General features: G+C 49.6%; 21 protein-coding genes and 2 riboswitches. Of the genes, 5 read left to right on the forward strand and 16 right to left on the reverse strand.

Annotated features, from left to right (window positions below; translation table 11 throughout):
• Positions 1–68: 68 nt before the first annotated feature.
• The 10 genes from AC1S52_RS08190 to thiS form a co-directional block, all read right to left on the reverse strand.
• Positions 69–854 (reverse strand): ABC transporter ATP-binding protein, encoded by a 786-nt coding sequence (locus AC1S52_RS08190; RefSeq protein ID WP_482028536.1) that lies wholly within the window; start codon positions 852–854, stop codon positions 69–71.
• Positions 855–1,040: 186 nt separating this feature from the next.
• On the reverse strand, positions 1,041–1,883 hold the full coding sequence (locus AC1S52_RS08195) for an ABC transporter permease (RefSeq protein WP_482028537.1): 843 nt from the start codon (positions 1,881–1,883) through the stop codon (positions 1,041–1,043).
• Between the two features lie 423 nt (positions 1,884–2,306).
• Entirely contained in the window at positions 2,307–3,353 is a 1,047-nt protein-coding gene (locus AC1S52_RS08200) for an ABC transporter substrate-binding protein (protein ID WP_482028538.1), read from the reverse strand.
• A 31-nt stretch (positions 3,354–3,384) separates the two neighbouring features.
• The gene (hypB, locus tag AC1S52_RS08205) at positions 3,385–4,104 is read right to left on the reverse strand and encodes a hydrogenase nickel incorporation protein HypB (protein WP_482028539.1); all 720 of its coding nucleotides are present in this window, start codon (positions 4,102–4,104) and stop codon (positions 3,385–3,387) included.
• Positions 4,105–4,228: 124 nt separating this feature from the next.
• Positions 4,229–4,654 carry a hydrogenase maturation nickel metallochaperone HypA gene (gene hypA, locus AC1S52_RS08210; protein WP_482028540.1) on the reverse strand — a complete coding sequence of 142 codons (426 nt, stop codon included), beginning with the start codon at positions 4,652–4,654 and terminating at the stop codon, positions 4,229–4,231.
• A 61-nt stretch (positions 4,655–4,715) separates the two neighbouring features.
• On the reverse strand, positions 4,716–5,909 hold the full coding sequence (locus AC1S52_RS08215; RefSeq protein WP_482028541.1) for an agmatinase family protein: 1,194 nt from the start codon (positions 5,907–5,909) through the stop codon (positions 4,716–4,718).
• 86 nt (positions 5,910–5,995) lie between these two features.
• A riboswitch (guanidine-I (ykkC/yxkD leader) is annotated at positions 5,996–6,121 on the reverse strand.
• Between the two features lie 258 nt (positions 6,122–6,379).
• On the reverse strand, positions 6,380–8,698 hold the full coding sequence (locus AC1S52_RS08220) for an NACHT domain-containing protein (RefSeq protein WP_482028542.1): 2,319 nt from the start codon (positions 8,696–8,698) through the stop codon (positions 6,380–6,382).
• 435 nt (positions 8,699–9,133) lie between these two features.
• Positions 9,134–10,222 carry an alanine dehydrogenase gene (ald, locus tag AC1S52_RS08225; protein WP_482028543.1) on the reverse strand — a complete coding sequence of 363 codons (1,089 nt, stop codon included), beginning with the start codon at positions 10,220–10,222 and terminating at the stop codon, positions 9,134–9,136.
• Positions 10,223–10,339: 117 nt separating this feature from the next.
• On the reverse strand, positions 10,340–10,612 hold the full coding sequence (locus AC1S52_RS08230) for a hypothetical protein (protein ID WP_482028544.1): 273 nt from the start codon (positions 10,610–10,612) through the stop codon (positions 10,340–10,342).
• Positions 10,613–10,787: 175 nt separating this feature from the next.
• Positions 10,788–11,000 (reverse strand): sulfur carrier protein ThiS, encoded by a 213-nt coding sequence (gene thiS / locus AC1S52_RS08235; protein ID WP_482028545.1) that lies wholly within the window; start codon positions 10,998–11,000, stop codon positions 10,788–10,790.
• Between the two features lie 67 nt (positions 11,001–11,067).
• Between thiS and AC1S52_RS08240 the strand changes: the two genes are divergently transcribed.
• The 3 genes from AC1S52_RS08240 (at position 11,068) to AC1S52_RS08250 (ending at position 16,320) form a co-directional block, all read left to right on the forward strand.
• On the forward strand, positions 11,068–12,873 hold the full coding sequence (locus AC1S52_RS08240; RefSeq protein WP_482028546.1) for a metallophosphoesterase family protein: 1,806 nt from the start codon (positions 11,068–11,070) through the stop codon (positions 12,871–12,873).
• Positions 12,874–13,290: 417 nt separating this feature from the next.
• The gene (locus AC1S52_RS08245; protein WP_482028547.1) at positions 13,291–15,333 is read left to right on the forward strand and encodes a CHASE2 domain-containing protein; all 2,043 of its coding nucleotides are present in this window, start codon (positions 13,291–13,293) and stop codon (positions 15,331–15,333) included.
• 177 nt (positions 15,334–15,510) lie between these two features.
• Entirely contained in the window at positions 15,511–16,320 is an 810-nt protein-coding gene (locus AC1S52_RS08250; protein ID WP_482028548.1) for a DUF928 domain-containing protein, read from the forward strand.
• Between the two features lie 103 nt (positions 16,321–16,423).
• On the opposite strand, the gene AC1S52_RS08255 is transcribed toward AC1S52_RS08250, so the two are convergent.
• On the reverse strand, positions 16,424–17,095 hold the full coding sequence (locus AC1S52_RS08255; RefSeq protein ID WP_482028549.1) for an HAD-IA family hydrolase: 672 nt from the start codon (positions 17,093–17,095) through the stop codon (positions 16,424–16,426).
• A gap of 467 nt (positions 17,096–17,562) precedes the next feature.
• Positions 17,563–17,652: riboswitch (Glutamine riboswitch) on the forward strand.
• 41 nt (positions 17,653–17,693) lie between these two features.
• Here AC1S52_RS08255 and pirA point away from each other — a divergent pair.
• On the forward strand, positions 17,694–18,095 hold the full coding sequence (gene pirA, locus AC1S52_RS08260; protein WP_482028550.1) for an arginine synthesis PII-interacting regulator PirA: 402 nt from the start codon (positions 17,694–17,696) through the stop codon (positions 18,093–18,095).
• 256 nt (positions 18,096–18,351) lie between these two features.
• On the opposite strand, the gene AC1S52_RS08265 is transcribed toward pirA, so the two are convergent.
• The 5 genes from AC1S52_RS08265 to AC1S52_RS08285 form a co-directional block, all read right to left on the reverse strand.
• On the reverse strand, positions 18,352–19,335 hold the full coding sequence (locus tag AC1S52_RS08265; RefSeq protein WP_482028551.1) for a GntR family transcriptional regulator: 984 nt from the start codon (positions 19,333–19,335) through the stop codon (positions 18,352–18,354).
• A 182-nt stretch (positions 19,336–19,517) separates the two neighbouring features.
• The gene (locus tag AC1S52_RS08270; RefSeq protein ID WP_482028552.1) at positions 19,518–19,868 is read right to left on the reverse strand and encodes a hypothetical protein; all 351 of its coding nucleotides are present in this window, start codon (positions 19,866–19,868) and stop codon (positions 19,518–19,520) included.
• A gap of 258 nt (positions 19,869–20,126) precedes the next feature.
• Positions 20,127–20,411, reverse strand: coding sequence for an HU family DNA-binding protein (locus tag AC1S52_RS08275; RefSeq protein ID WP_482028553.1), 285 nt, complete (start codon positions 20,409–20,411; stop codon positions 20,127–20,129).
• Between the two features lie 82 nt (positions 20,412–20,493).
• Entirely contained in the window at positions 20,494–20,649 is a 156-nt protein-coding gene (locus AC1S52_RS08280; RefSeq protein WP_482028554.1) for a hypothetical protein, read from the reverse strand.
• A 160-nt stretch (positions 20,650–20,809) separates the two neighbouring features.
• Complete coding sequence (locus tag AC1S52_RS08285) at positions 20,810–21,055, reverse strand: hypothetical protein (protein WP_482028555.1); 246 nt, start codon at positions 21,053–21,055, stop codon at positions 20,810–20,812.
• Positions 21,056–21,270: 215 nt separating this feature from the next.
• Here AC1S52_RS08285 and AC1S52_RS08290 point away from each other — a divergent pair, with 215 nt between their 5' ends.
• Positions 21,271–22,539 (forward strand): glycosyltransferase, encoded by a 1,269-nt coding sequence (locus AC1S52_RS08290; RefSeq protein WP_482028556.1) that lies wholly within the window; start codon positions 21,271–21,273, stop codon positions 22,537–22,539.
• Positions 22,540–22,547: the final 8 nt, after the last annotated feature.

Below are 22,547 nucleotides of genomic sequence, written 5' to 3' on the forward strand. Positions count from 1 at the left end.
TGCCTGTCACCCTACCGTTATACCCGCCTGTCTGGGAGACAGCGCAGAATTGATGGGGACAGTTTGCATTAAGCAACGATTGCTGCCGCTTCACTTGCCTCCTTGCCGTGTCCCCGCATCAAATCCATTAATTCGTCTCGATAGTCGTGGAAAGTGGCGTGGCGCTTAACGTGATGGGTGCGCTCAGGTAGAGCAATAGTGATTTCACGCCGTACTGTACCAGGACGGGCACCCAGCGCGTAGATCCGATTAGACAGAAACACGGCTTCTTCGACATCGTGGGTAATCATAAAAACTGTGAGGTTGGTTCGCTGCCACAGATCCAGCATGAATTCGTGCATGGATTCCTTGGTGTGAACATCCAGCGCACCAAATGGCTCATCCATCAACAACACTTTGGGTTCTGAAGCAAGGGCACGGGCGATCGCCACCCGCTGTTTCATGCCGCCCGACAGTTCTTTGGGCAGTGCTTTTGCAAATCGCGCTAACCCCACTACATCCAGGTAATAGCTGGCTTTCTCACGCCGCTCTCTGCGCGGCACCCCCTGCAACTTCAGCCCAAACTCCGTGTTGTCCTGCACATTCATCCAGGGATACAGGGTGTAATGCTGAAACACCATACCGCGATCGGGTCCAGGTGCTGTAATGAGCTTATCCTCGACCCTGACCTCGCCCATTGTTGGATTATCTAACCCTGCAATCTGACGCAACAGGGTTGACTTACCTGACCCCGATGCTCCCACTGCACAAATAAACTCTCCCTGCTCAATTCCCATGTTGATGTCCTTCAAAACCACCAGCGTTCCTTCTTTTGTTTTGAAGTGTTTATGCAGGCTATTGATTTGTAAAAACATGGGCTGATCCTCGTTGATAGGGAAGAAGGAGAGGAGGGGGGGGGGGGAAATAGGGTTAGGACTTGAGCATTGAGAGCTAATAAGTGAAGGAGTAGTGGTTTGTCAACTTTGTGTTGGTGAGTTTAGAACAGGAAAGGAGTTATTATTTTGTGGGTTGCAACCCTCAAAATAATTCTTGACAGACCACTAGCGTTTTTGAGATGCCCAGTTGCAGGAAACGCGCAATAGTTGCTGGAACAGCATGTCAAACGTCAGACCGATTACACCAATCACGATCAACCCAACAAAAATTTCATCCGTTCTGAGAAACCGACCGGCAACACTGATCCGACGACCCAATCCTTCGGTCGCTGCAATTAGTTCAGAGACAATCACCAACTGCCAGGCGGCTGCCAGGTTAATTCGGCAAGCATCAATGATGCCAGGAAGCACGTAGGGAAAAATAACCTGAAGCAAGGTCTGTAAGCGATTGCCGCCCAGGGTATAGGTCGCCTCAATCAAGTCCTTGGGAACAAACTTGACAGTGTCCATTACCATCAGCGAATTGAAGAAGAAAACACCAATAAAGATCAGAGTGATTTTAGGTTCTTCCCCAATGCCTAAGTACAGAATTAAGAGTGGAATGAAAGCCGGAGCAGGCATATAACGGATTAACCCAAACAGCGGTTCCAGTAACGCTCGAATGCTGGGAAAGCTACCCATTAGCACGCCCACTGGAATGGAGCAAAGGGATGCTAATAGGAAACCAACGCCGACTCGCCACAAACTGGCAACCGTATCATTTAAGAGTTCGCCCGTACTCCATAACCGCCCAAAGGCATCGATTACATTCGCAGGCGAAGGCAAAAATTTAGGATCGACCGTGCCAAATGCAGTCACCAGCCACCAGAGCAACAGGGGCAAACAGATAGATGTAACCATCAAGGCTGTTTGAAGCGACTTAGGAATGTCTTCGGCAAGCCGCCAAAACACGTTTCCAAAGGGCTTTGTGGGTGGTGGGGAAGGTTCAATACCGGTGCTTTGGCTCATAGGTTATGAGGAGGGGGGAAGGGCGAAGAGTCGTTTCAGAACAAACCCTGGGTCAGGAGACATTGGCAGACTCCTGGCTGCTAAGAGCTGATGAAAAACAACTCCACAAATCTGACTGCTGTTAGCAAATAGCAATTAGTCTGTTAGCTAATCGCTATTTGCAGCTATTTCTTAGCGGCTGCTAAAGGAGTAACTGCTAAAGGCGCACAATTTAGTCAAAACTTGATAGATACTCAATAACTGGATAAGGAACTCCAGATCTGTTATATCTGCTACACAGATGCCCAATTTTTGTCGCCCAAATCACCTGGATGGCTAGTGCAGCAAGGTGGAAGTTCAGTGACTGTAGGGCAGACAAGATGCCTGCCCTACAGTCGAGATACCGGCACTACGGAATGGTAGCTAGATTTACACCGCAGACCACTAGGATTTTTTGGCTTTCTCGGCATAGGCTTTGACGAAGCGATCGTCAAATAGCTTGCTTAAATCAGGTTTTGTTTTTATCAGCCCAACCTCGGTTAAAAACTTTGTCATTTCTTCAGCCGCAAACGTTAGAGAAGCCATGTCATTTCCAGGCTGAAAGGCTTTTAGATTCTCTTCGATTGTAAAAATTCTGGTTCCAGCAGCATAGTCTTTGTATTCTGCAACAGTCACCCCTGCTCGTTTTGCCATGATTTCAATTGCCTGGTCTGGGTTTTTCTCCATGAAGTCCAGCGTGGCAAACCAGGAGTCCACCATTGCCTGCACCTGGTCGGGGTTTGCTTCGACAAACTGACGACTGAAGACCAAATGGTCGGGGATGGCTCCCGGAAAATCCTTTGAACTAAAAAGTTCCTTACTGCCGGTACGTTTGAGTGCCTGGGTGGTAAAGGGCGCAAACACCCCTACCGCATCGACCTGCCCACCTACAAAGGCTGTGGCAGCCTGCCCAGTTTCCAGAGGCACAAAGGTAATATCCTGAGGTCCTAACCCTGCTTTCCGTAGCCCCAACAGTAGTAGAAAGTGATCGACGGTTCCTTCCTCGGCTGCAATCCGCTTACCCTTCAGGTCGGCAATGGAATTTATGCCTTCACGAACGATGATTTTGTCGTTGCCGGTGGAGTTGTCATTCACCAGCACAACCACCTGGTCTGCGCCGCCTGCCACCGAACTAATGGTGTCATTTAACGTCTGAGAGTTTGCATCGGTTTGTCCGGCGACCAGGGTATTAATTGATTCGAGATACCCGTCAAACCATTTCAAATCAACCGATACCTGATTAGATTCAAAAATCTTTTCATCCTGGGCAACCTGCCAGGGAAACCAACCGGGCCAGGCGCTAAACCCTAAACGAACCGTGGCTTCGCTACCAGCAGCAGGAGAACTGCCAGGCTGGGTCGATACTTGGCTACCCGGATTGGCACAGCTAACAGACAGTAGCAGACTGACTAAAAACAGGGAAACACCGGACAATAGCGATCGCATTTTCATATCAACTACTCACAAGAAACACCACAAAATTTCAATCCATAATCCCTACAGGAGCCGCTGTTGGCGTAGATGCCATCTGGGCGGATTTGACTGACGTTCGCACCCATTCAAACCAGGCGGCTAACCCCTCGCCAGTTTTCGTAGAAACCTGGAAAATCACGACACTGGGATTCACCTGGCGCACATTTGCCTCAATTTGGCTCAGGTCTACATCCACATAGGGAGCCAGGTCAGTCTTGGTAATCAGCAGACAATCTGCCTCACGAAACATGATGGGGTACTTGAGGGGTTTGTCTTCGCCTTCAGTGACGCTCAAAAGCGCAATCTTGGCATGTTCACCCACCTCAAACTCAGCAGGACATACCAGGTTACCGACGTTTTCCACCAGCACCAGGTCAAAGCTGGCAGGGTCATAGTCATGCTCCAGTCGGTGAATGCCCCCCGCAACCATCTTGGAATCCAGGTGGCAGGAGCGCCCGGTATTAATTGCAATTACGGGAACTCCATACTGACGCAGGCGATCGGCATCGAGTTCAGTCGTCATGTCCCCTTCAATTACCGCAATGTTGAAGGCGGAACTCAGTGCCGCCAGTGTTTTTTCCAACAGAGCCGTTTTCCCGGCCCCTGGACTACTCATGAGGTTGAAACAGGTAATGCCCCACTTGTCAAAATGGGCACGGTTATGGTCGGCTCCTTCCTGGTTGGCGTGGAGCAGGTTAATACCGAGGGCAGCGTCGAAGGTTTGGTGCATGGTGAAGGATGAAGTTGAAAGTGGGAAGTTGAAAGTTGAAAATTCGGAGTTTGGAGTTCTAAAGCTCATACTTGACCAATGACCAATGACCAATGACCAATAACCAGCTTCTAACAACCACCCCTCACACCTCACACTCAACTGCATACTCAATCCGATCGATCTTGAGTTCTCGTCCAGAGCGGATATCTTCCATGGGCGATCGGCAATGGGGACAGGCGTACTGAATACCAATTTCGGGGCGGTATTCTTGCTGGCATGGGTGACAAAAGGCAATCAGGGGCGTTTCTTGAATTTGGAGTTTTGCTCCTTCTAAGAACGTGTTACGAGTTTGCACTTCAAAAGCAAATTGCAAGCTGACCGGTTCAACGCAGGTAAATTGCCCCACGATCAGATGAACACAGGAAACAGTGGGTTGTTCTGGCTGCTCTTGACACCAGTTCTGGAGGGTGACGAGCAAAGCTCTGGTCATGTCAACTTCGTGCATGGTAAAGAGGAATGAGGGGGAGGGTTGGCGATTGTTAGGGGAAGAGAGCAGGTCATTGGTCATTGGTCAGTGTGGACTTTGAACTCTGAACTCTGTAACTCTCAACTCTCAACTCTCAACTGATTTACGTCCATGCTTGATCGACCTCCATGTTGGCTTCTGCATGGATGTAAGCGGGTTTTGACTTGCGTGGAAGTTGTCCAGAGATAACCATATGTGCCATGGTGTCGCAAATGACGCGGGTTGCCATTAAGGAGGTCATGTCGCTGACATCGTAAGGGGGAGAAACTTCGACTACTTCGATACCGCAAACGGGGGCTTTTTGGATAATTTTGCCCAGCAGACCAAGCGCTTCGCGGGGAAGTAAGCCGCCTGGTTCAGGCCAGCCAGTTCCAGGGACAAACCCGGCATCAATGCAGTCAATGTCGAAGCTGATCCAGACGCAGTCGGTTCCGTCTAGCGCCCGTTCCAGGGCAAAGTCGGCGGCAGCATCCAAACCCCGCTCAACAATATCGGTTACGGTAAGAATATTAGTCATCCGTTCACGGCAGACTTTGACCCCCTGCCGGGGCACTTGCCAGCCGCCAATCCCTAACTGCACCAGGTTTTTAGCGGGGGCATTTGCCATGTTGGTGGCATGGAACCAGGGGCAGGTGTGCATCCGCTCGTCCAGATCGGTTTCCTGGGTGTCGGCGTGGCGATCGAAGTGGATAATGCCAACTTTTTTGTCCCCCAGGTGACGGCAGATGCCTCGCACTGTCGGAAATCCAATGGAGTGATCGCCGCCTAAAAGAATCGGGAAAGCTCCAGAGGCGAAGACATGGGCAACGCCTTTAGAAATCTGATCAAAGGACTTTTCGTTGTTGGCGGGAATGGTGAAAATGTCGCCCACATCACAGAGGGTAATCTGCTCCCGCAAATCGACACCCAGTTCAAAGTTATAGGGGGTGTAGAGGGCAGAAATGCGCCGAATTCCCTGGGGACCAAACCGAGTACCGGGGCGGTAGGTGGTACCACAGTCATGGGGAACGCCAACGATCGCCACATCATACTCACCAACTCTGCGCACATCCTCTAAATAGGGCGCTTTCAGGAAGGTATTAATGCCTGCAAAGTGGGGTAACTCACCGCGAGAAAAGGTCGGAATGGAGCGATCGCGAATACTGGCTGCGGCTTCTAGCCCATACTCCAGTCCTTTGGTAACCTCCTGCTGCCAACCCGTCAACGGCAACTGGCTTTCTCGCTGTAAAGCGCGGGTTGCCTCAGAAGAGGGTTGAGGAGTAGAGTCTGGACTTTGAAATAAGGGATTGTCGGTCATAAATTCACCACGACAGAATACCAGGACAGAGCAAAAATTTCAGCAAAAAAGCCCGCAAGAGCAGCAACATCCACATACGTTGCCATCTCTCCCGGGCTTTTCTCCCGCCGTGTAACCATGATCCTCAGCAGTACAGCCTGAATCACAGCCTGCCCCTCTCGGACCAGACATTCAGGCAACAAACCTGAATCGGAACCCTAGAAGCATCTCAGTTGTTTGAATGGTTGAATAAACGAATCTTCTCAGGCTCTAGTTCTAACAAGAAGCCCATTTTTAATTTGTATCAGAGATAACAAACTCAGGGAATTTGCTGTCAGTCTTAGAAACTAGAAGTATCCAATTAGCCCCCCCCTATAAAACCAGGGCTATTTCGTTCTGCTTCTTCATCCAAACTGATGTTCAATGGTGATGTCGCTCCCTTCATTTACCCTCTCTACTGGCACCAATCGAAGGAGCGATCGCCTCTAAATCTACTCTCCTTGCCATTCTCGATCTTCCAGTTCTTTTTGAGGTAACAGCAACGTGGCTTCAATGTCTTGCCGGATTGCCGCTGTCACCTCACAGTTACTATTCAGACAATCGATCAGAAGTTGATTGGCATCGTAGTAGCGTTGTAGCACCTGCTGTTGCTCAGGGCTAAACTGCCAGGGATGATGAATATTGCGATAATGAACAATCCGCTCCTTCAACTGCTGCACCCAGGCAGCATAGTTTTTCTGCCACCACTTCTGAAGCCGTTCCTGATTTTGGCTCGCAGAGGGCAATTGGTCTCTCAATTGTTGCAGGGACTTATAAAATCCAGCATCCAAAACCATCACCAGAATGTTGTTGAGTGCTTCGCTACAGGCATTGACGTAGGCAAAATCTTGACTGTGGTCGATCGCAAACTCTAGCAGCAAGTTTTCTAACGCCGCATCTAAAAACATGCCCTGCTCCAGGGTGCTGACTAAGGCAAACTGTGCCGCTGTATGAGGGTTTTGTGCCAGGGCAAGGTAAAACGCTCGTGCCGTCGCCACATTGCGTTCCGCTGGAATCATCTGGGATTTTTGGCTGACCCACATCAAAAATTCTTGCAGATAGGGGTCTTGGGCAACTAAGGCATCAATCTGTTGCTTCATCAACTGCACCAGTGAATCAGCACTGCGCAACATGGCAGCCGTTAACAAAAAGACTTCGCGCCAGTGGGGATCGGTAATGTGACTGACTAATCCTTCCAGGGCTTGCTCTAATGCTCGCAGATTGTGGCTGGCAACGATCTTTCGGGCAGTGAAGTATTCTTGAAATGCCAGATAGGAAAATGAGAAAATTCCTCGCGCCCGTTCAGTCAGTAACCCATGTTGTGCCTCGATCGCATTCAGCATTGCCTCGCTTTCGAGTTGCAGTTCTTCGGGTTCCAGGGGCACCCCTGGCAAATTCCGCAAATAGTCCCCAATATATTGCTCAATTGTGCGTTGCTCGAAGAAGTACTGTCCCTGTTCAAAGGTGACGGCTGCCAATTGGCTCAGCAGCCTCAGCTTTTGGGGCAGTAAAAACTCTCGGTATACGTTGTCACGTTCAACCCCTCTCGCTTCATCCCATTGCCCCAGCAGCAGATCCAGCCCTTGCTTATAAAATTCACTCCGCTTGTTCGGAAATTTTCCTTGACCATAAAACACCCAACAGGCAAGATGCAGAAACAATGGTGTTACCACCAGTTGGCGAAACTGCCAGTTTTCTGGCAAGTCTAATTTCTGAATAAACTGAGCCGATTGCTCCTGCCCCAATTGAGCCGTCGTTTTGGTGAGTGCCACAAACCACTTTTGGGCAAAGGTTGTGATTTGTGTCTGGGTAAAGGGCGCAATTTCGACATCCGTGAAGCCTCGCAGTTTTAGCCTCTGGGCGGCGGTGCGACAGGACACGACAAATCGATTTCTGTGATACTTATCCGTAAACTTGCGAATCTCTCTCAGAACGGCGGCAATGTCCTGATTCAGCACTTCATCCATACCGTCTAACAAGAGCAAGACACGGCCTGCTTGCAGTAAGGTTTCAGGCACCGATGGGTTTGAAATACCAGAGGTGAGCAGGGCATGACGAACGTAACTTAAAAGGCTGAATTTACCATCATCCCTGGATTCTTCAGCGAAATCTCTCAGGGGAATAAAGATTGGGACTTGATGGTCGGCAAACTCACCCCGGTTACATTGGATTGCCAGATGTTGCAAAAAAGTTGTTTTGCCCACCCCTGGTTTACCCAGAACTCTGAGCTTCGAATAGGTTTCAACCGCCTGCATTCCTGGTATTTGCGCCTGCTCTACCGCACCCAAGCCCACGCGGTTGAATTCAGCAGGTTCCAGGTTTTGTAGGGTAGCAATTTCTAACTGCTGTTGGCTGGCGATTTCTTCTAGGATATTGACATCCACATAGATGTCATCAATGTTAACCGGACGATTAATGTCCAATAGCTGCAAAATGCCACATTGGTTTTGAATGGTGTCTCGATGGCGCGATCGCACTTGCTGTACCAGACCATCGATATCCAGATCAGCCTGATCCGTTGCCTCCCCAGGCTCCGGAAAGTCCGCTGGCGGATTTTCTGCAATTTCTCGCCAATCTAGATCGAGGATTGAACAAACGGCTAAAAAAATCTGTCGATCAACGGGTTTCCCGGTGAAAAACCGCCAGATTGGCTGACGGGTCTTTAAGCTTACCTCTCCTGCCAGATTTTCCTGTGTCCAGCCCTTAAGCGCAAACGCTCGTTTAGCCCGTTGAATACCAGCAGGAGATGCCTGGAGCGATCGCTTGACCATAAAAATAAATAACTCATATTCATCAGGAGGTTTATGCTACCGGCAGTAGGGCTTTCTAAACATCCTCTCAAACAGAAACTCAAACTTTTATAAACAGTAAACGATTTATAGATTCTTCTATGTTAATTGCTTTTCACAGCCGTGAAATTATACAAAATCAATAAAGTGACTTAAATCGCCACCAGGCTGAAATGAAATCAAACATTATTGGCTGTGGGAAATCATCTCTCTGGATAATTAAGTAATGTCTTCAACCCTTTCGGGTATATCGCTTTTAGGGCTGCCAGGTTAGCCCAGGCTCTATGAGGCGGCGAGAGAGGGGGCTAACACTTTAATTTTAACTTTTGCAACGAATTAAAACATGATTCAGGCACTTAGCCCAGTCATGGGGCGGATCTTTCCTGGACATCGCCCACACCGCTCTCTCTTTGAAAATTACCCCATTAAGTCAGGAAACATCTCCTGCACGGCAGGATGGATGAGATGGTTGTTCTGTACGTTTAATCCTTTTGCCAGGATGGGATCTTTGTCGAGGGCAGCTAAACCAAAGTCTGCTAGTTTCAGCACATAGGGCAGGGTACTGTTATTGAGTGCCTGGGTTGCCGTCCAGGGAACGGCTCCTGGCATGTTGGGTACCCCATAATGGACAACCCCCTCTGCTACATAGGTGGGGTGGGAGTGGGAAGTTGGTCTAACCGTTTCAATGCAACCGCCCTGGTCTACTGCCACATCCACAATCACGGAACCGGGACGCATTTGTTTGACTAAATTCTGGGAAACGAGGGTAGGAGGTCTGCGCCCAGGAACCAGTACCGCGCCAATCAGCAAATCGGCATCCGGTACGACGGATTCAATATAACTGGTGCTGCTGTAAAGCATCTCCACCCTGGAGCCAAACAGGGTTTCCAGGTAAGAGAGGCGATCGACGCTGATATCTAAAATTTGCACTCTGGCACCCATACCAACGGCAATTCGGGCAGCTTCGGTACCAACCACCCCCCCACCCAGAATCACCACTTTCCCGGGCTGAACACCGGGAACGCCTCCCAACAATACGCCTCGTCCTCCCTGTTGCCGTTCCAGGTAGAGCCCGCCAAACTGCACCGCCAGTCGTCCGGCGATAATGCTCATAGGGGCAAGTAGGGGAAAACGTTTATCGGGCAATTCGACCGTTTCGTAGGCGATCGCCGTTGCTCCACTTTCCAGCAAATGCTCCGTCAGCTTGCGATCGGCTGCCAGATGAAGATAGGTGAACAGGATCATTCCCTTACGTAAATATTGATACTCCGAGACTTGAGGCTCTTTGACCTTAATCACCAGATCCCGATCCCAGGCATCCTTTGCCGTAGAAACCGTCTGAGCACCTGCCTGAACATAATCTGCATCCGTAAACCCGGCACCCAATCCAGCACCAGTTTCCACAAAAACATGATGTCCACGCTCGGTCAAACTCCTGATGCTGCCAGGACTCAGCCCAATCCGGTATTCCTGATCCTTTGTTTCCTTTGGAACACCAATTTCCATCCTTACCTCGATCGCTAGACGCTAGACACTGGACTATGGGGTTGGCAGGCTCTTGCAAGACCATTGCCCTTGAACTGTCTTTAGCCCGTGGCAATAGTCCAGTGACTCTTTATGCTTCTAGCTTAATCTGGAGAAATCAAAATCGGTGTGACGGTCATTGTCAATCTGGTTAGATTCCCAATCCCGCTCTAAATCTGTTTCTAGGGAGATGACTTTTTCCCAGCCATACCCATGCGTAATACCGGGGTGTTCAGCTTCGATCTGGTTCAGCATTTCACACAACGTTGCAGCCAGCGCTTCGGCTCCAATCCCTTCGTTCGTTAGCCGAGTGCATTGCAGATAGGTCAACAGGGTGGTGGCACCGTTTAAAGTCAATTGCTCAAGAGTCATCCTTTTTTACCTCATTAAGAACACACTTCAGAAGTCCTTAATTTAGAAATACGCATCCAAAAATGACTTTCCCCACAGTAAGGAAAAAAATACCCCGTGAAGGGTGAGAAGAAGAAGGAGGATTGGGTACGGGGTTTCAACTCTCAACTCTCAACTCTCAACTCTCAACTCTCCCTTATCCCCCTCCCACAATCGTGACAATCTCCAGGCGATCGCCCTCCTTCATCTCGGTGGTGTCCCAAAACTGACGGTGCAAAATCTCGCCGTTGTACTCCACGGCAACCAGGCGAGGGTTCATTCCCAGTTGGTTTAAAAATTCGGGTAAGGAAGTTTCCGGTGAACAGGTTTTTGGCTCACCGTTCACCTGAAGGGTAATTTGATTCACCATAGTTGATTCACTGTGAGTTGATACGCCTATTTCCCTCACTATAGGTTCTTAACCTGGGACAGTTAGGATGAGCACGGTTGAGTTTAGATTAGCAATGGCTGGATATTTCATGCGCCCTCATTCGCGCCGTCACTTTCTGGTCAGGGCAATCCTGACCGCTATCCTTCCATCCCAACTGATTCCTAAAGTGCTTGCAATGGTTTCCCCACCCCAATTATTGACCGACCCTTTCCTGCAACTACCGACGGAAAATTCTGTGCGCGTGGTCTGGTTTACGGAGTTTGCCGGTTCCCACCACACCGTTACCTATGGCGAGGGATTGGGGCAAAAGGCGATCGCCACCACCACCCAACTGAGCCGCACCCGCGAAGACCAGGACTCCCCATTGACCATTGCTTACCCCCAGCCTACCTATCGTCCCATCTGGCGGCATGAAGCGAAAATTACGGGGCTGCTTCCGGGTCAGCCTGTCCCCTACCAGGTCACCAGCACCCGTGAGGATGGAGTTTCCGTCAGTAGCGATCGCTTTACCTTATCTGCCACACCGTCCCCCGGTCAACCACTGAAAATTTGGTTGACCTCGGATCACCAGTTGAAACCGATGGTGGCAGCAAACTGTCAGAAGGTTGTGGAAACCATTGGGCCGGTCGATGCAGTCCTATTTGCTGGAGATCTGGTGAACGTGCCCGATCGCGCCTCGGAATGGTTTGACGATCGCAACGGCAATGCCTTCTTCCCGCCTCTCCAGGGACGCGCCTACTACGAACTGGAAAAGAATGGCAGCAAAACTCGTTATACCGGCGGTGCCTTGATCCAGTCTGCTCCTCTGTTTGCGGCGATCGGCAACCATGAGGTGATGGGACGGTTTTCCACTACAAATAGCCTGGATGATCAGTTTGAAGATGCGGTTCCCCGGTGGGCAGCCGAAAAGCGTTACCAGCAGAAAGCTAAAACCCTCAATCCGACCAACGATCCTGCCATTAAGGAAACCTGGTTAAATAACCATTCCTTCAATGTCGATACCTACGAAGAAATCCTGACCTTGCCCACCAGTTCCCCAGGTGGGGAAAAGTATTACGCCGTTACCTTTGGCGATATCCGGCTGATTGTTCTCTACATTACGAACATCTGGCGCGGCTACAAATTGACACCCGATACCAAAGGACGTTACCAAGAACGGGATGCAGATCTGAACCAGCCAGACCAGTGGGGCCATGGGCAACACATCTTTGAATCGATCGCCAAAGGCAGTCCCCAATATACCTGGCTGGAACAGGAACTTGCCCGTCCAGAGTTCCAGCAAGCAAAGTACAAAATCGTCATGTTTCACCACCCGCCCCATACCCTGGGTGACAACATCGTTCCTGCCTATACTGACCCGGTGCAGGTGATTGAGCGAAATGCCGCAGGCACTATCACTGCCATTCGCTACGAATACCCCAAACCAGCAGATTACATTATCAGAGATGTTGTACCCTTGCTGGAAGCTGCCGGAACCCAGCTTGTTTTCTTTGGGCATTCCCACCTGTGGAATCGGTTTGTCAGTCCCAGAGGCACTCACTACCTGGAGACTTCAAATGTGGGCAACTCCTACGGAGCACACCTGGGCGATCGCCAGCGTCCAGTGCCTCCCAGCTCAGCCTACCAGGAAGCCTATGTCGCGATTGGCGACCCCAATGGTTTAGAACCTGTGATTCCAACCATTGCTCCTTTAGAGGATGCCAGCGGTCAACCGATGCCCTATGTCGCCAGTAATGATATCACCGTGTTCAGCATTTTGGACACGGGCGCAGGAACGGTCAGCAGCTACTACTTTGACACGCGAAAACCCGAATCAGCCGTGGTCAAATTTGACCAATTCAGTCTTATTTGATGGCTAATCTGGCGTTTTATACCGATTTAAACGAACTTGTGGGCACATCAAAGTTGAGGAGGAGCTTCAGGAGGGGCTTGGCAGTGCCAAGCCCGTACCGGGATCTGCTGTGGTTTCAATTCAAATTGGTATTAGATCCCCGGTGTCTCTCGAATCTAGTTTGATTCATGCAATCACTCTGACAGACACCGGGGATCTTTTCAGGTAGCCAATTTTTTCTAAAGAAATTGAAGATTTGGAGAAGCCAGGGGGATGAATATATAGGGATTCCGTTCTATCCAGCAGCTAATCAGGATCTGCCTGGCTAGAATGCGTATAGCTTTTAATCAGGGATGCGGCTCCCGCTAGGATGGATGCAGGTGCATCGCTTCACTGACCCTACCTCAAGACTACCGGAACCATTCCGATATTTTGCACTTGAAAGCACCTGTATCTGGCATAAAATTTAACGCTCGTGCCGCCTGGTCTACCCTGGCAACTCTGCCGAAAGCAATTTTGGTGCCCCTGGCGATCGGCGTAACCAGTTTGGCAGTTACCGGAAGTCTACTGGCAGCGCGTCAGATTGGGTGGCTCCAGACTCCAGAACTAGCAGCCTATGATCAGATGATGCGCCTGCGCCCGGATTTGGCACCTGACTCCCGCCTGCTAATTGTGGCTATTAACGAAGCCGATATTAAGGCACAGAAACGCTGGCCCCTCTCTGACCGGACAGTAGCAACCCTGTTGGCTAACCTACAAAAGCACAATCCTAAGGTGATTGGGCTGGATCTCTATCGAGATTTGCCCCAGGAACCTGGCAACCAGGAACTCGCTAAACAGCTGCAATCTCCAAACGTGGTGGTGATTACCAAAATCAGTGATGAGGAAGATCTGGGAGTTGCACCGCCTGCGAGTGTACCAGCGGCACGGGTTGGTTTTAATGACATTCCCCCAGACAATGATGGGGTAATTCGTCGGGGGCTTTTGTATGCCGATACCGAGACGGAGACTCTGACCGCATTTTCCTTGCAACTGGCGATCGCTTACCTTCGCGATCTGGGCATTACCCCCCAGACGGGGCACATGAACCCTAACTATCTTCGCCTTGGAAAAGCCGAGTTCGTTCCCTTAGAGTCGAGTTCAGGACTGTACCAAAATCTGGATGCCGCGGGTTATCAGATTTTACTCAACTACCGCGCTCGCCATCACCTGGCAAACCAGGTGACCCTGACCCAGATCTTGAATAACGAGTTCGACCCCAGTTGGGTCAAGGGCAAAATTGTTCTAATTGGTACCAGTGCCCGTAGTTTGAAGGACATGTTCCTGACTCCCTATAGTGCCGCCGCTGGCGATCGCAACTGGTCCATGCCAGGGGTCATCATCCACGCCCAGATTGTCAGCCAGATTCTTAGTGCAGCATTAGGTGAACAGTCCTTGTTCTGGTATTGGGCAGATTGGGTAGAAATGGTTTGGATTGCTGGTTGGGCATTGCTGGGAGGTAGTCTTGCCTGGTTTATTCGGCATCCACTGGGGCTAATTGTGGCGATCTCAGTCTCCATTACTGTACTGGGTGGCATTGGTTACTATGGCTTCTTCTTGCAAGCAGGATGGGTGCCGGTCATGTCGCCTGTGCTGGGATTGATGATGACAGCAGGCATTATGGTTGCCTACCGGGCACAGCAGGCTTACCGCCAGCAAGTGATGATGATGACACTGTTGGGGCAAAACACCTCCCCCGAAATTGCTAATGCCCTCTGGAACAGCCGCGATCGCCTGCTCAAATCTGGCAAACTTCCCGGTCAGCGGTTCTATGCCACCATGCTATTTACCGACGTTAAAGATTTCAGCACCATTTCGGAGTATATGCCCCCGGAAAACCTGCTGGAATGGCTGAATGAATATCTAAGTGCCATTACCCAGGAGGTCATTTCCCACCACGGCATTATTAACAAATTCACCGGAGATGGAATGCTGGCAGTGTTTGGGGTACCCATCAATCGGACGGCTCCCATTGAAGTCGCAGAAGATGCCCGGTTGGCGGTGGAATGTGCGCTGGCAATGCGCGATCGCCTCCAGCAACTGAATCAAGACTGGCACAACCGGGGTCTACCGACTGCTGCCATGCGAGTTGGTATCTTTACCGGACCCATTGTTGCCGGAAGTTTGGGGGGCAAAGACCGATTGGAGTACGGGGTTATCGGTGACAGTGTCAACACGGCTGCCCGCCTGGAAAGCTATGAAAAAAGCCGTCAGAACGAGATCTGCCGCATTCTGATTGCTAAAGATACTTTAGTGCATTTGCAAAACAAGTTTGACGTTGAATCCTGGGGACCGCTTGCCCTCAAAGGGAAACAGCAAATGGTCGAGGTCTACCGGGTATTGGACTATGCCACCGCTCTCCCTGAAGCCACAGACCATCAAACAAGTCATCAAAGCGATTCCCTTGATGGGAACATTCAGACGACGAATGCGATCGAGTAGGTATAGCGCCCATCTATCAGGTAGGCGAGTGCTGGATTAGAACACTGTGTCTAACCGAGGGCAGGGGAAAGTGTCAGGACTGACAGAAGAAGCACTTATTTTTTGGAATGTCCTGACAGCGGTTTTCAGATGATGAACACACAGACGATGCCTTCAGATTAATACAAGACAATCGGTGTGGCATACACAAATGAAAATGGCTGTAAGTTCAAAATGATGGTTAATAAGCAACTGTGCGGCTCCACATTTATGTTTCGTAACAAATCGCTCCTATTTAGCCTATCGATATTCGTAGGATTAATGCTGGTTGGAACCCCATTCCTGGCAATGGCTCAACAGTATCGCCCACCCAGTCGAGGCATACCCGGTCGGCGGGAAGGAGCCGGAACTCGAGGAACCTGTATGGCAGGGCAAAAATTTTTGATGCCCCTCACCCCCGTCGATGGCTTTAGTGCAACGGTGTCAAATAGCCCCACTTTTTTCTGGTATGTTCCCCCTTCCCCTGCCGAAAGGGCTGAGTTTGCCCTGTTGGATGGCAACGATCAGGAACTTTACAAAACAACGATCGCCTTACCAGCAACCCCAGGAATTGTCAGTTACACAATCCCTGAAACAGTGACCAAATCAGTGCTGGAGGTCAGTAAAGACTTTTACTGGCAATTTACTGTCCTCTGTGACCCCAACTATCCCTCTCGCAATCCCTTTGTGGAGGGAGTTGTGCAGCGCATCAACGCCAATCCAAATTTGAACAACCGTTTAAAGCAAGCCACTTCTGTTTACGATCGCGCTAATATCTACGCCTCAGCCGGAATCTGGCACGATGCGATCGCCATCCTGGCTCAGAATCAATGCACCTACCCTAACGAGTCCTCCCCCCGCAACCACTGGACCACCTTGCTCCAATCCGTTCAGCTTGGGGAATTCGCCACAGAGCCACTAACCGCTGTCTGCTCACCCATAGTAGGGAAAAGGGAAGAAGGGTTTTGAGTTTTGGGTTTTGAGTTTGGATTTAAGCGTTTTACAGCCGTTTCCCCTTACATCCACCCATCCACCCGCCATTATGGTTAACTCATCTAAAAATCGCTGTAAGTTAGCGGTATTTCACTCCCCTCTGCTCTCTCCTTACTTGCTCCACCCCACCACCCATCACCTCTACCAACTCCCTGGGATGGCTGATTAGAAAGTCGGGTTTCTGCTCTAGCAGTGCCTCGCTAGAGTTGAACCCCCAGGTGACGGCAATCGCCTGAATCTGGATTTTTCTCGCAGCTTCAATATCTCTTGTTTCATCCCCAACATAAATTACTGTTAGCGGGTTTAACTGTTGTTGCTTGATAATACGTTGAATGACCTTCCCCTTACCAAAAAGCGTCAGCCCAGAGCCAATAAAGTCAAACAAATCCTCCATTCCCTGAGCCTTTAAAAACTCGGCTACATTTTCAACCGAATTAGAGGTCACAATTCCCAGTAGGTGCCCCTGTTGTTTCAGTTCTTGTAGTGCCTCTTTAATGCCGGGAATCGGGCTGAGGTTACAAATTTCACAGTTGAGTTCAAAGCGTAGTCGCCGCAACAAAAAGGGCAATCGAAAGAAGGGAACCTTTGCCTGTCGCAGAATCTCCCTGGAACTCAAGTCTTTCAACCGTTTGATATCTTCTGGCAATGCTGGCAAATAGCCAAATTCGGCTGCCAATCGGTTACTAATGGTCAGAACCATCTCAAACGAGTCAGCGATCGTCCCATCAAAGTCGAAAATAATGACTTTCACAATTGGTAATTTAGGAATGGGAATTAGGTGGTGTTCCGTCAGGAAAATTTTGACGGGTCGTAGACCCTCAAAATTTAGCCCTCATTAACTTCCTAGGTGTTCGCTACCTGTCAAATTAAATTTGACAGACCAGTAGGCTCCAGGATTGGTAGAGCGGTTTTACTGATATTGTCGCCCGGTTCATGATTGCACCGTGAAACTCGCCCATCCAATTTATGAGTTAATTAAATTCATGATCCTTAAGGTGCATTTCAGAACCCGTTACCCCCCCTCAGGGCATAGTAGGCTAATAGCATCTTAGAAACTAGTGCTCAAACTCTTCCCTTGCTCACTGCATCACCCCTCACCGCATCCACATTACGCTTTCATCCCCTCACCTCTGCATTTTTGTCAGGAGATCATTATAAATCTTTCTTAAGTTAGACCTATTTCTAGGAACGGTAAAATAAGATACAGATATAAATGAATTCGTTCATCTCACTTAGCGATCGCCAAAGAAGCTTTTGCGAACGTTTTTAGTGAGACGGAAGTAGGGAGTGATCCTGAAGGAACGCGCCTCATTCTATTGCACACACTGACAGCAACCGAGGCGGAACATATGAAGCTCTCCTATCGCGGCGTTCATTACGAACAGAATCCTTTAAGTTTAGAAGTTACTGAAGGTGAGATCTTAGGCAAATATCGTGGGGCGACCTGGCGTTGTCACACACTTGAAGAGATGCCAGCTCCCCGACCTGATCTGACGCTCAAGTATCGTGGTGTCACTTACCACACCAATCAAGCGGTTGAAGCCTGTCAAACAGCTACTCAATCCGACAAAGTGAGGGCAATTAAACCTGTTGCTGTGGCTACGACGTTGGCTGCTCGTAAAACACTTGAAGACACCCACCGAGAAAACATGCGGCGTAACTTGGAGCGGCGTTTGCAATCCGCCAGAAATCAAGGTGATCAACACTTGATTACTATGCTAGAAGCTGAGTCCAGACAACTTTTGGTCTGAAGCCAAAGAGACTAAGATTTTCTCAAGCCTCCGGATCTTTCAAATAGGATTGGTGTTAGCACCATTCGTCCTCCGGCAAAAAGGCGGTGCAGAGTGTTCTGCGCCGCCTTCCTCATTTGATAATCTTAATGGAAACCCAATTTTGGGGTAGTAGCTATCGCTCTCGTCTCATTCGCCATCGTCTAATTGGGCTAGGAATGAGAATTAAATAACATCCCTTTTATGGCGTTGCTGAATCTGGGGATGAATCGGTCATTTAATCTAAACCCAATTCTCGCTTCAGCAGTTCAATGGATTTGGTGACAATGAAATTCTCGCAACAGATGAGTTGAGGAGGGCGAATCAGATCTTCTCTAGCAGCCGTGATCGCAGCTTTGACCGCAGAACAACTTGCCTGGTCACTGATAATGGTCTGGGCGCTACGCACGATCGCACTTAACTTGTAGGTATCTCCCAACTGGCAGGTCATAACTAGCAAATCTTCGCCCCGCAGGCTATGGACAATAACCTCGGCAACGCCAACGGTTCCAGAGCTAAGGCTGACCAGTCCCAGACAGGCTCCTTTAGGTAGCTTTCTAATCAGCTTAATCTCAGAGTCAAAATCGTAAATATCGACAGGAATGACTCGGACTGACTTGGGAGCCGCGATCGCTTCAGCATCGGCAATAAAATAGCGGCTGGTGACCACCGTACCAGACCGGGTTTGATCCAGCACCTGCCCCAACTCCTCCATTGGCACAAGCTGAACTGGGATATTGAGTGCCCGCTCCAGCTCCCGTACCATCCATTCCCCAGCACCGATATCATGATTGGGAGCGGTAATCAGTACTTGGGCACTGCACCGTAGCCGCCAGTCAATTTCTGCTAGCAATAACTCCCTTGCCTGGTTGAGTGAACATCCCATCCGCAACAGTTCATCCAGGCTATGCTGAACGACCCGATAGGCTTCTGGATGTTGGTCCAGAATAGGAGACTTGACCTTTGCGCCACCGTCCTGAATCGGGTCACGCACATAGATGCCAGAGCCAGCCTGAGCATCAACTACACCCGCTTCCTCTAGCTGACGATAAACCTTACTGATCGTGTTGCGATGCAGCCCGGTTTGCATCGCTAACTGGCGAGTGCTGGGTAACCGATGTCCTGGCGGAAACTGACGTGAGGCGATCGCAAATAATATTTGATTATAAAGCTGGGTCGAAGCCGGAATATCACTGTCTGCCTGAATATGAAACTGAACCATAACCGGAATCTCCGGGTTATCCCTCATGCTAGAACGAGCGATTATCAATTATCGCCTTATGACGCATTATGCTTTGCTTATCAGGGAAATGGCACACTTTTCTCAAGCTTACTTCACAAATTAGACCAGCGTCAGCATTTATACAGATCTGTACGGCTGTTCTAGCCACTCCCAGGCTTTTCCTACGACCTCTCATGTTTATTGACCAGCTTTCTGAGCACGATCAGGTTTTCATCATCTAGCTGAAGTGCTTCCAGGATTTCGTCATTGGAAAATTCTCGCTCGATGAGCAAGCTGGCGGCGATCGTGAGCATATAGGATGCAAAATTCTGAATTTCTTTATCGTCCAGTTTAAGCTGTTTGGTCTGACGCTCCATGATCATCAACAGGGTAAGAAAAGCCCAATAGTCTGGGGAGGGGTGAGGCTTTGCCAGGTAGGGCGCTTCAATGCTTTTGATCTCATTAATGCACTTCATGAATGCACTAATAAATTGCCGGTCCGTGCGGGTATCTCCCCAGCGGCGTTGCCCCATGATCCTACAAATAACAGGTCAATCTTCATCCTACTCTGCACTGCAAGGATATGAGCGCTGATTTTTATAACTCACAGGGGCGCAGTTCGGGTGGATAACACTAGCTCCCATTGAAACAAAAGCAGTCCAATTAGGACTGCTCCAACCAGATTCAGAATGATGTTGCTGAAAAGCAAGATGAACGGCAAAAAAAATCAATTCATCCAACTCCAAATTTATCTTTGGAATCAGCACCGTCTTTAGACCATTAAGCTCAGGTCATTCGTTCAGGTTGACAACCCGGTCCTTAAACTGCTTGCCTGCACTAAAGGCAGGGACTCTGGTAGCAGGAATCTTAATAGGTTCTCCAGTTGAAGGGTTGCGACCTTCGCGGGCTTGACGATCTCTGGCTTCAAACGTCCCAAACCCAACCAAAGTAACCTTTTCGCCTTTAGCAACCGTTTCCAGAATGACATCCAGCATTGCTGTCAGAATGGCATCCGCTTCTTTCTTGGTAACATTGGCATTTTCAGCAATTTGATCAACCAGTTCACCTTTATTCATCTCAAAGCCCTCACGTAAGTCGAGTGTGATTATATTTCAGGATGAAGATTAGTTCAAGCGTTCTACAACAAAAGCTTGCCTTCTACTCATCCACATTCTCTTTTTCCCGCCAATTCTGTTTCAGCGCCTCAATTTCCAGTCTTATCCGTTCAACAGCTTCTATGTCGCCATTTTCCATATATTTTTGACCTTCAGCTACTAGTGCTTTCAGTCGCGAAAAATCTTGTGGCTTCAGCATGTTGAACCTGAGCATCCTCTAACTCTGCCCATTCTGCCTCCATTAGACTTTTCTTGCAAGTAATCACTGGCGGCAATCAGTCGGCAGTTTTACAGGAACGTTTGAGTGCCAGGGATGTTGAATCCTCTGGGATTAGCGCTCGAAGGCGATCGCATCGGGTTTAGGCGCTTACTTTTGAAGTGGCTCCTTTCATCGCTTGATCAGACGGTACCAGCGTCCAGCCCGCCAGCCTCAGCTTTTGAAACGTTGCCCACCCTTTTGACCCTTTGGGGATGGGATAGTCCGGAACGGCGTATTGGGGAAAGGTGTTGTAAGGACGCCACGGTTCATGGGTGGCTGTCCTTAGATGTAATATTTTGGTTCCATCGGACCCCAGTTTGGGGAGCCAGCACATTTCTTTCTGCATGGGATGCCTCTGTTTGGGAATTTGTAATTCGTATCTTGACAAATCACTCAATCTTATGCATGACCCATCAAGGTACCCCTTTAGTAGGCGAATTGGCACCAATCACGCAATACTTGTCAGAGTAACTTTTCTCTCCGTTCCTGCGTCTGGCAAATGAACAGGTAACACACCTGCTCATTGTCGTCTTGGATTTAGGACACTTTTGAAAGCAGCCAATGGTTATCCATCAGACCCATGCTCTTTTACCCGTACCTGTAGCCCCTTTGCAGATTGCTGAGGTGACTTCAGCCTCGGTTTCTACCGGAACCCCTTGGACTTCCTTACCCTCAACCTGCCAGATCTGGCTTTCTCTTGTGATTCCGACCTACAACGAGGGGGAAACGGTGGAGCATCTGATCCAGATTTTGAGCAAACTTTTGGATTCGGTTATTCCAGATCGCTATGAGTTGATTGTCGTGGATGACGACAGCCCAGATGGTACCTGGAGTCTGGCTCAAACGCTGATGTCTCAGTATCCCCAATTACGGGTCATGCGACGGCAACATGAACGGGGGCTTTCGACGGCTGTGATTCGGGGGTGGCAGGTCGCCCAAGGAGAAGTGCTGGGGGTGATTGATGGGGATTTGCAGCATCCACCAAAGACCCTGCTGCAACTGCTGGAGGCAATGAATCAGGGAGCCGACCTGGCAGTTGCCAGTCGCCACATTGACGGGGGCGGAGTGAGCAACTGGAGTTTAACCCGCAGAATTTTATCGCGGGGAGCGCAATTGCTGGGACTGCTCATTTTGCCCAATGTGGTGGGGCGGGTATCGGACCCCATGAGTGGTTATTTTATGGTGCGACGGCGAGCGATCGCGGGGCGATTGCTCAACCCAAAGGGTTACAAAATTCTTATCGAGGTATTGGGGCGAGGAGACATTGGCCAGATTGCTGAAGTGGGTTATGTCTTCCAGGAACGGCAGGAAGGTGTCAGCAAAGTAACCTGGAAGCAGTATATCGATTACGTTTTGCACCTGTTGAAGCTCCGTTCCAGGGGACGGATTCATAAACTCCGGCAAACGTTCCAGTTTCCAATGGTCCGCTTTCTTCGCTTTGGACTGGTGGGGTTAAGCGGCGTATTTGTGGATATGGCGGTTCTGTATCTGTTGAGTGATCCTGCTTCCCTGGGCTGGGGGCTAACCCGCAGTAAAATTGTGGCGGCAGAGTTAGCCATTTTGAATAACTTTTGCTGGAACGATTTATGGACATTCAGGGATATATCTCAGCCCCAAACTGGTTGGCAACCCCGGATTAAACGACTGCTAAAGTTTAATCTCATTTGCCTGGTGGGACTCCTTCTGAATGTGATCCTGCTGAACCTGTTGTTTAACGGGCTTGGGATCAACCGTTACCTTGCCAATCTGCTGGCGATCGCGATCGTCACCCTCTGGAACTTCTGGATTAACCTGAAACTGAACTGGCGAGTCACCCAGACGGGGGAGTAGATGTTGGG

It is taken from the genome of Kovacikia sp. CALU 1929 (genome assembly GCF_056784235.1).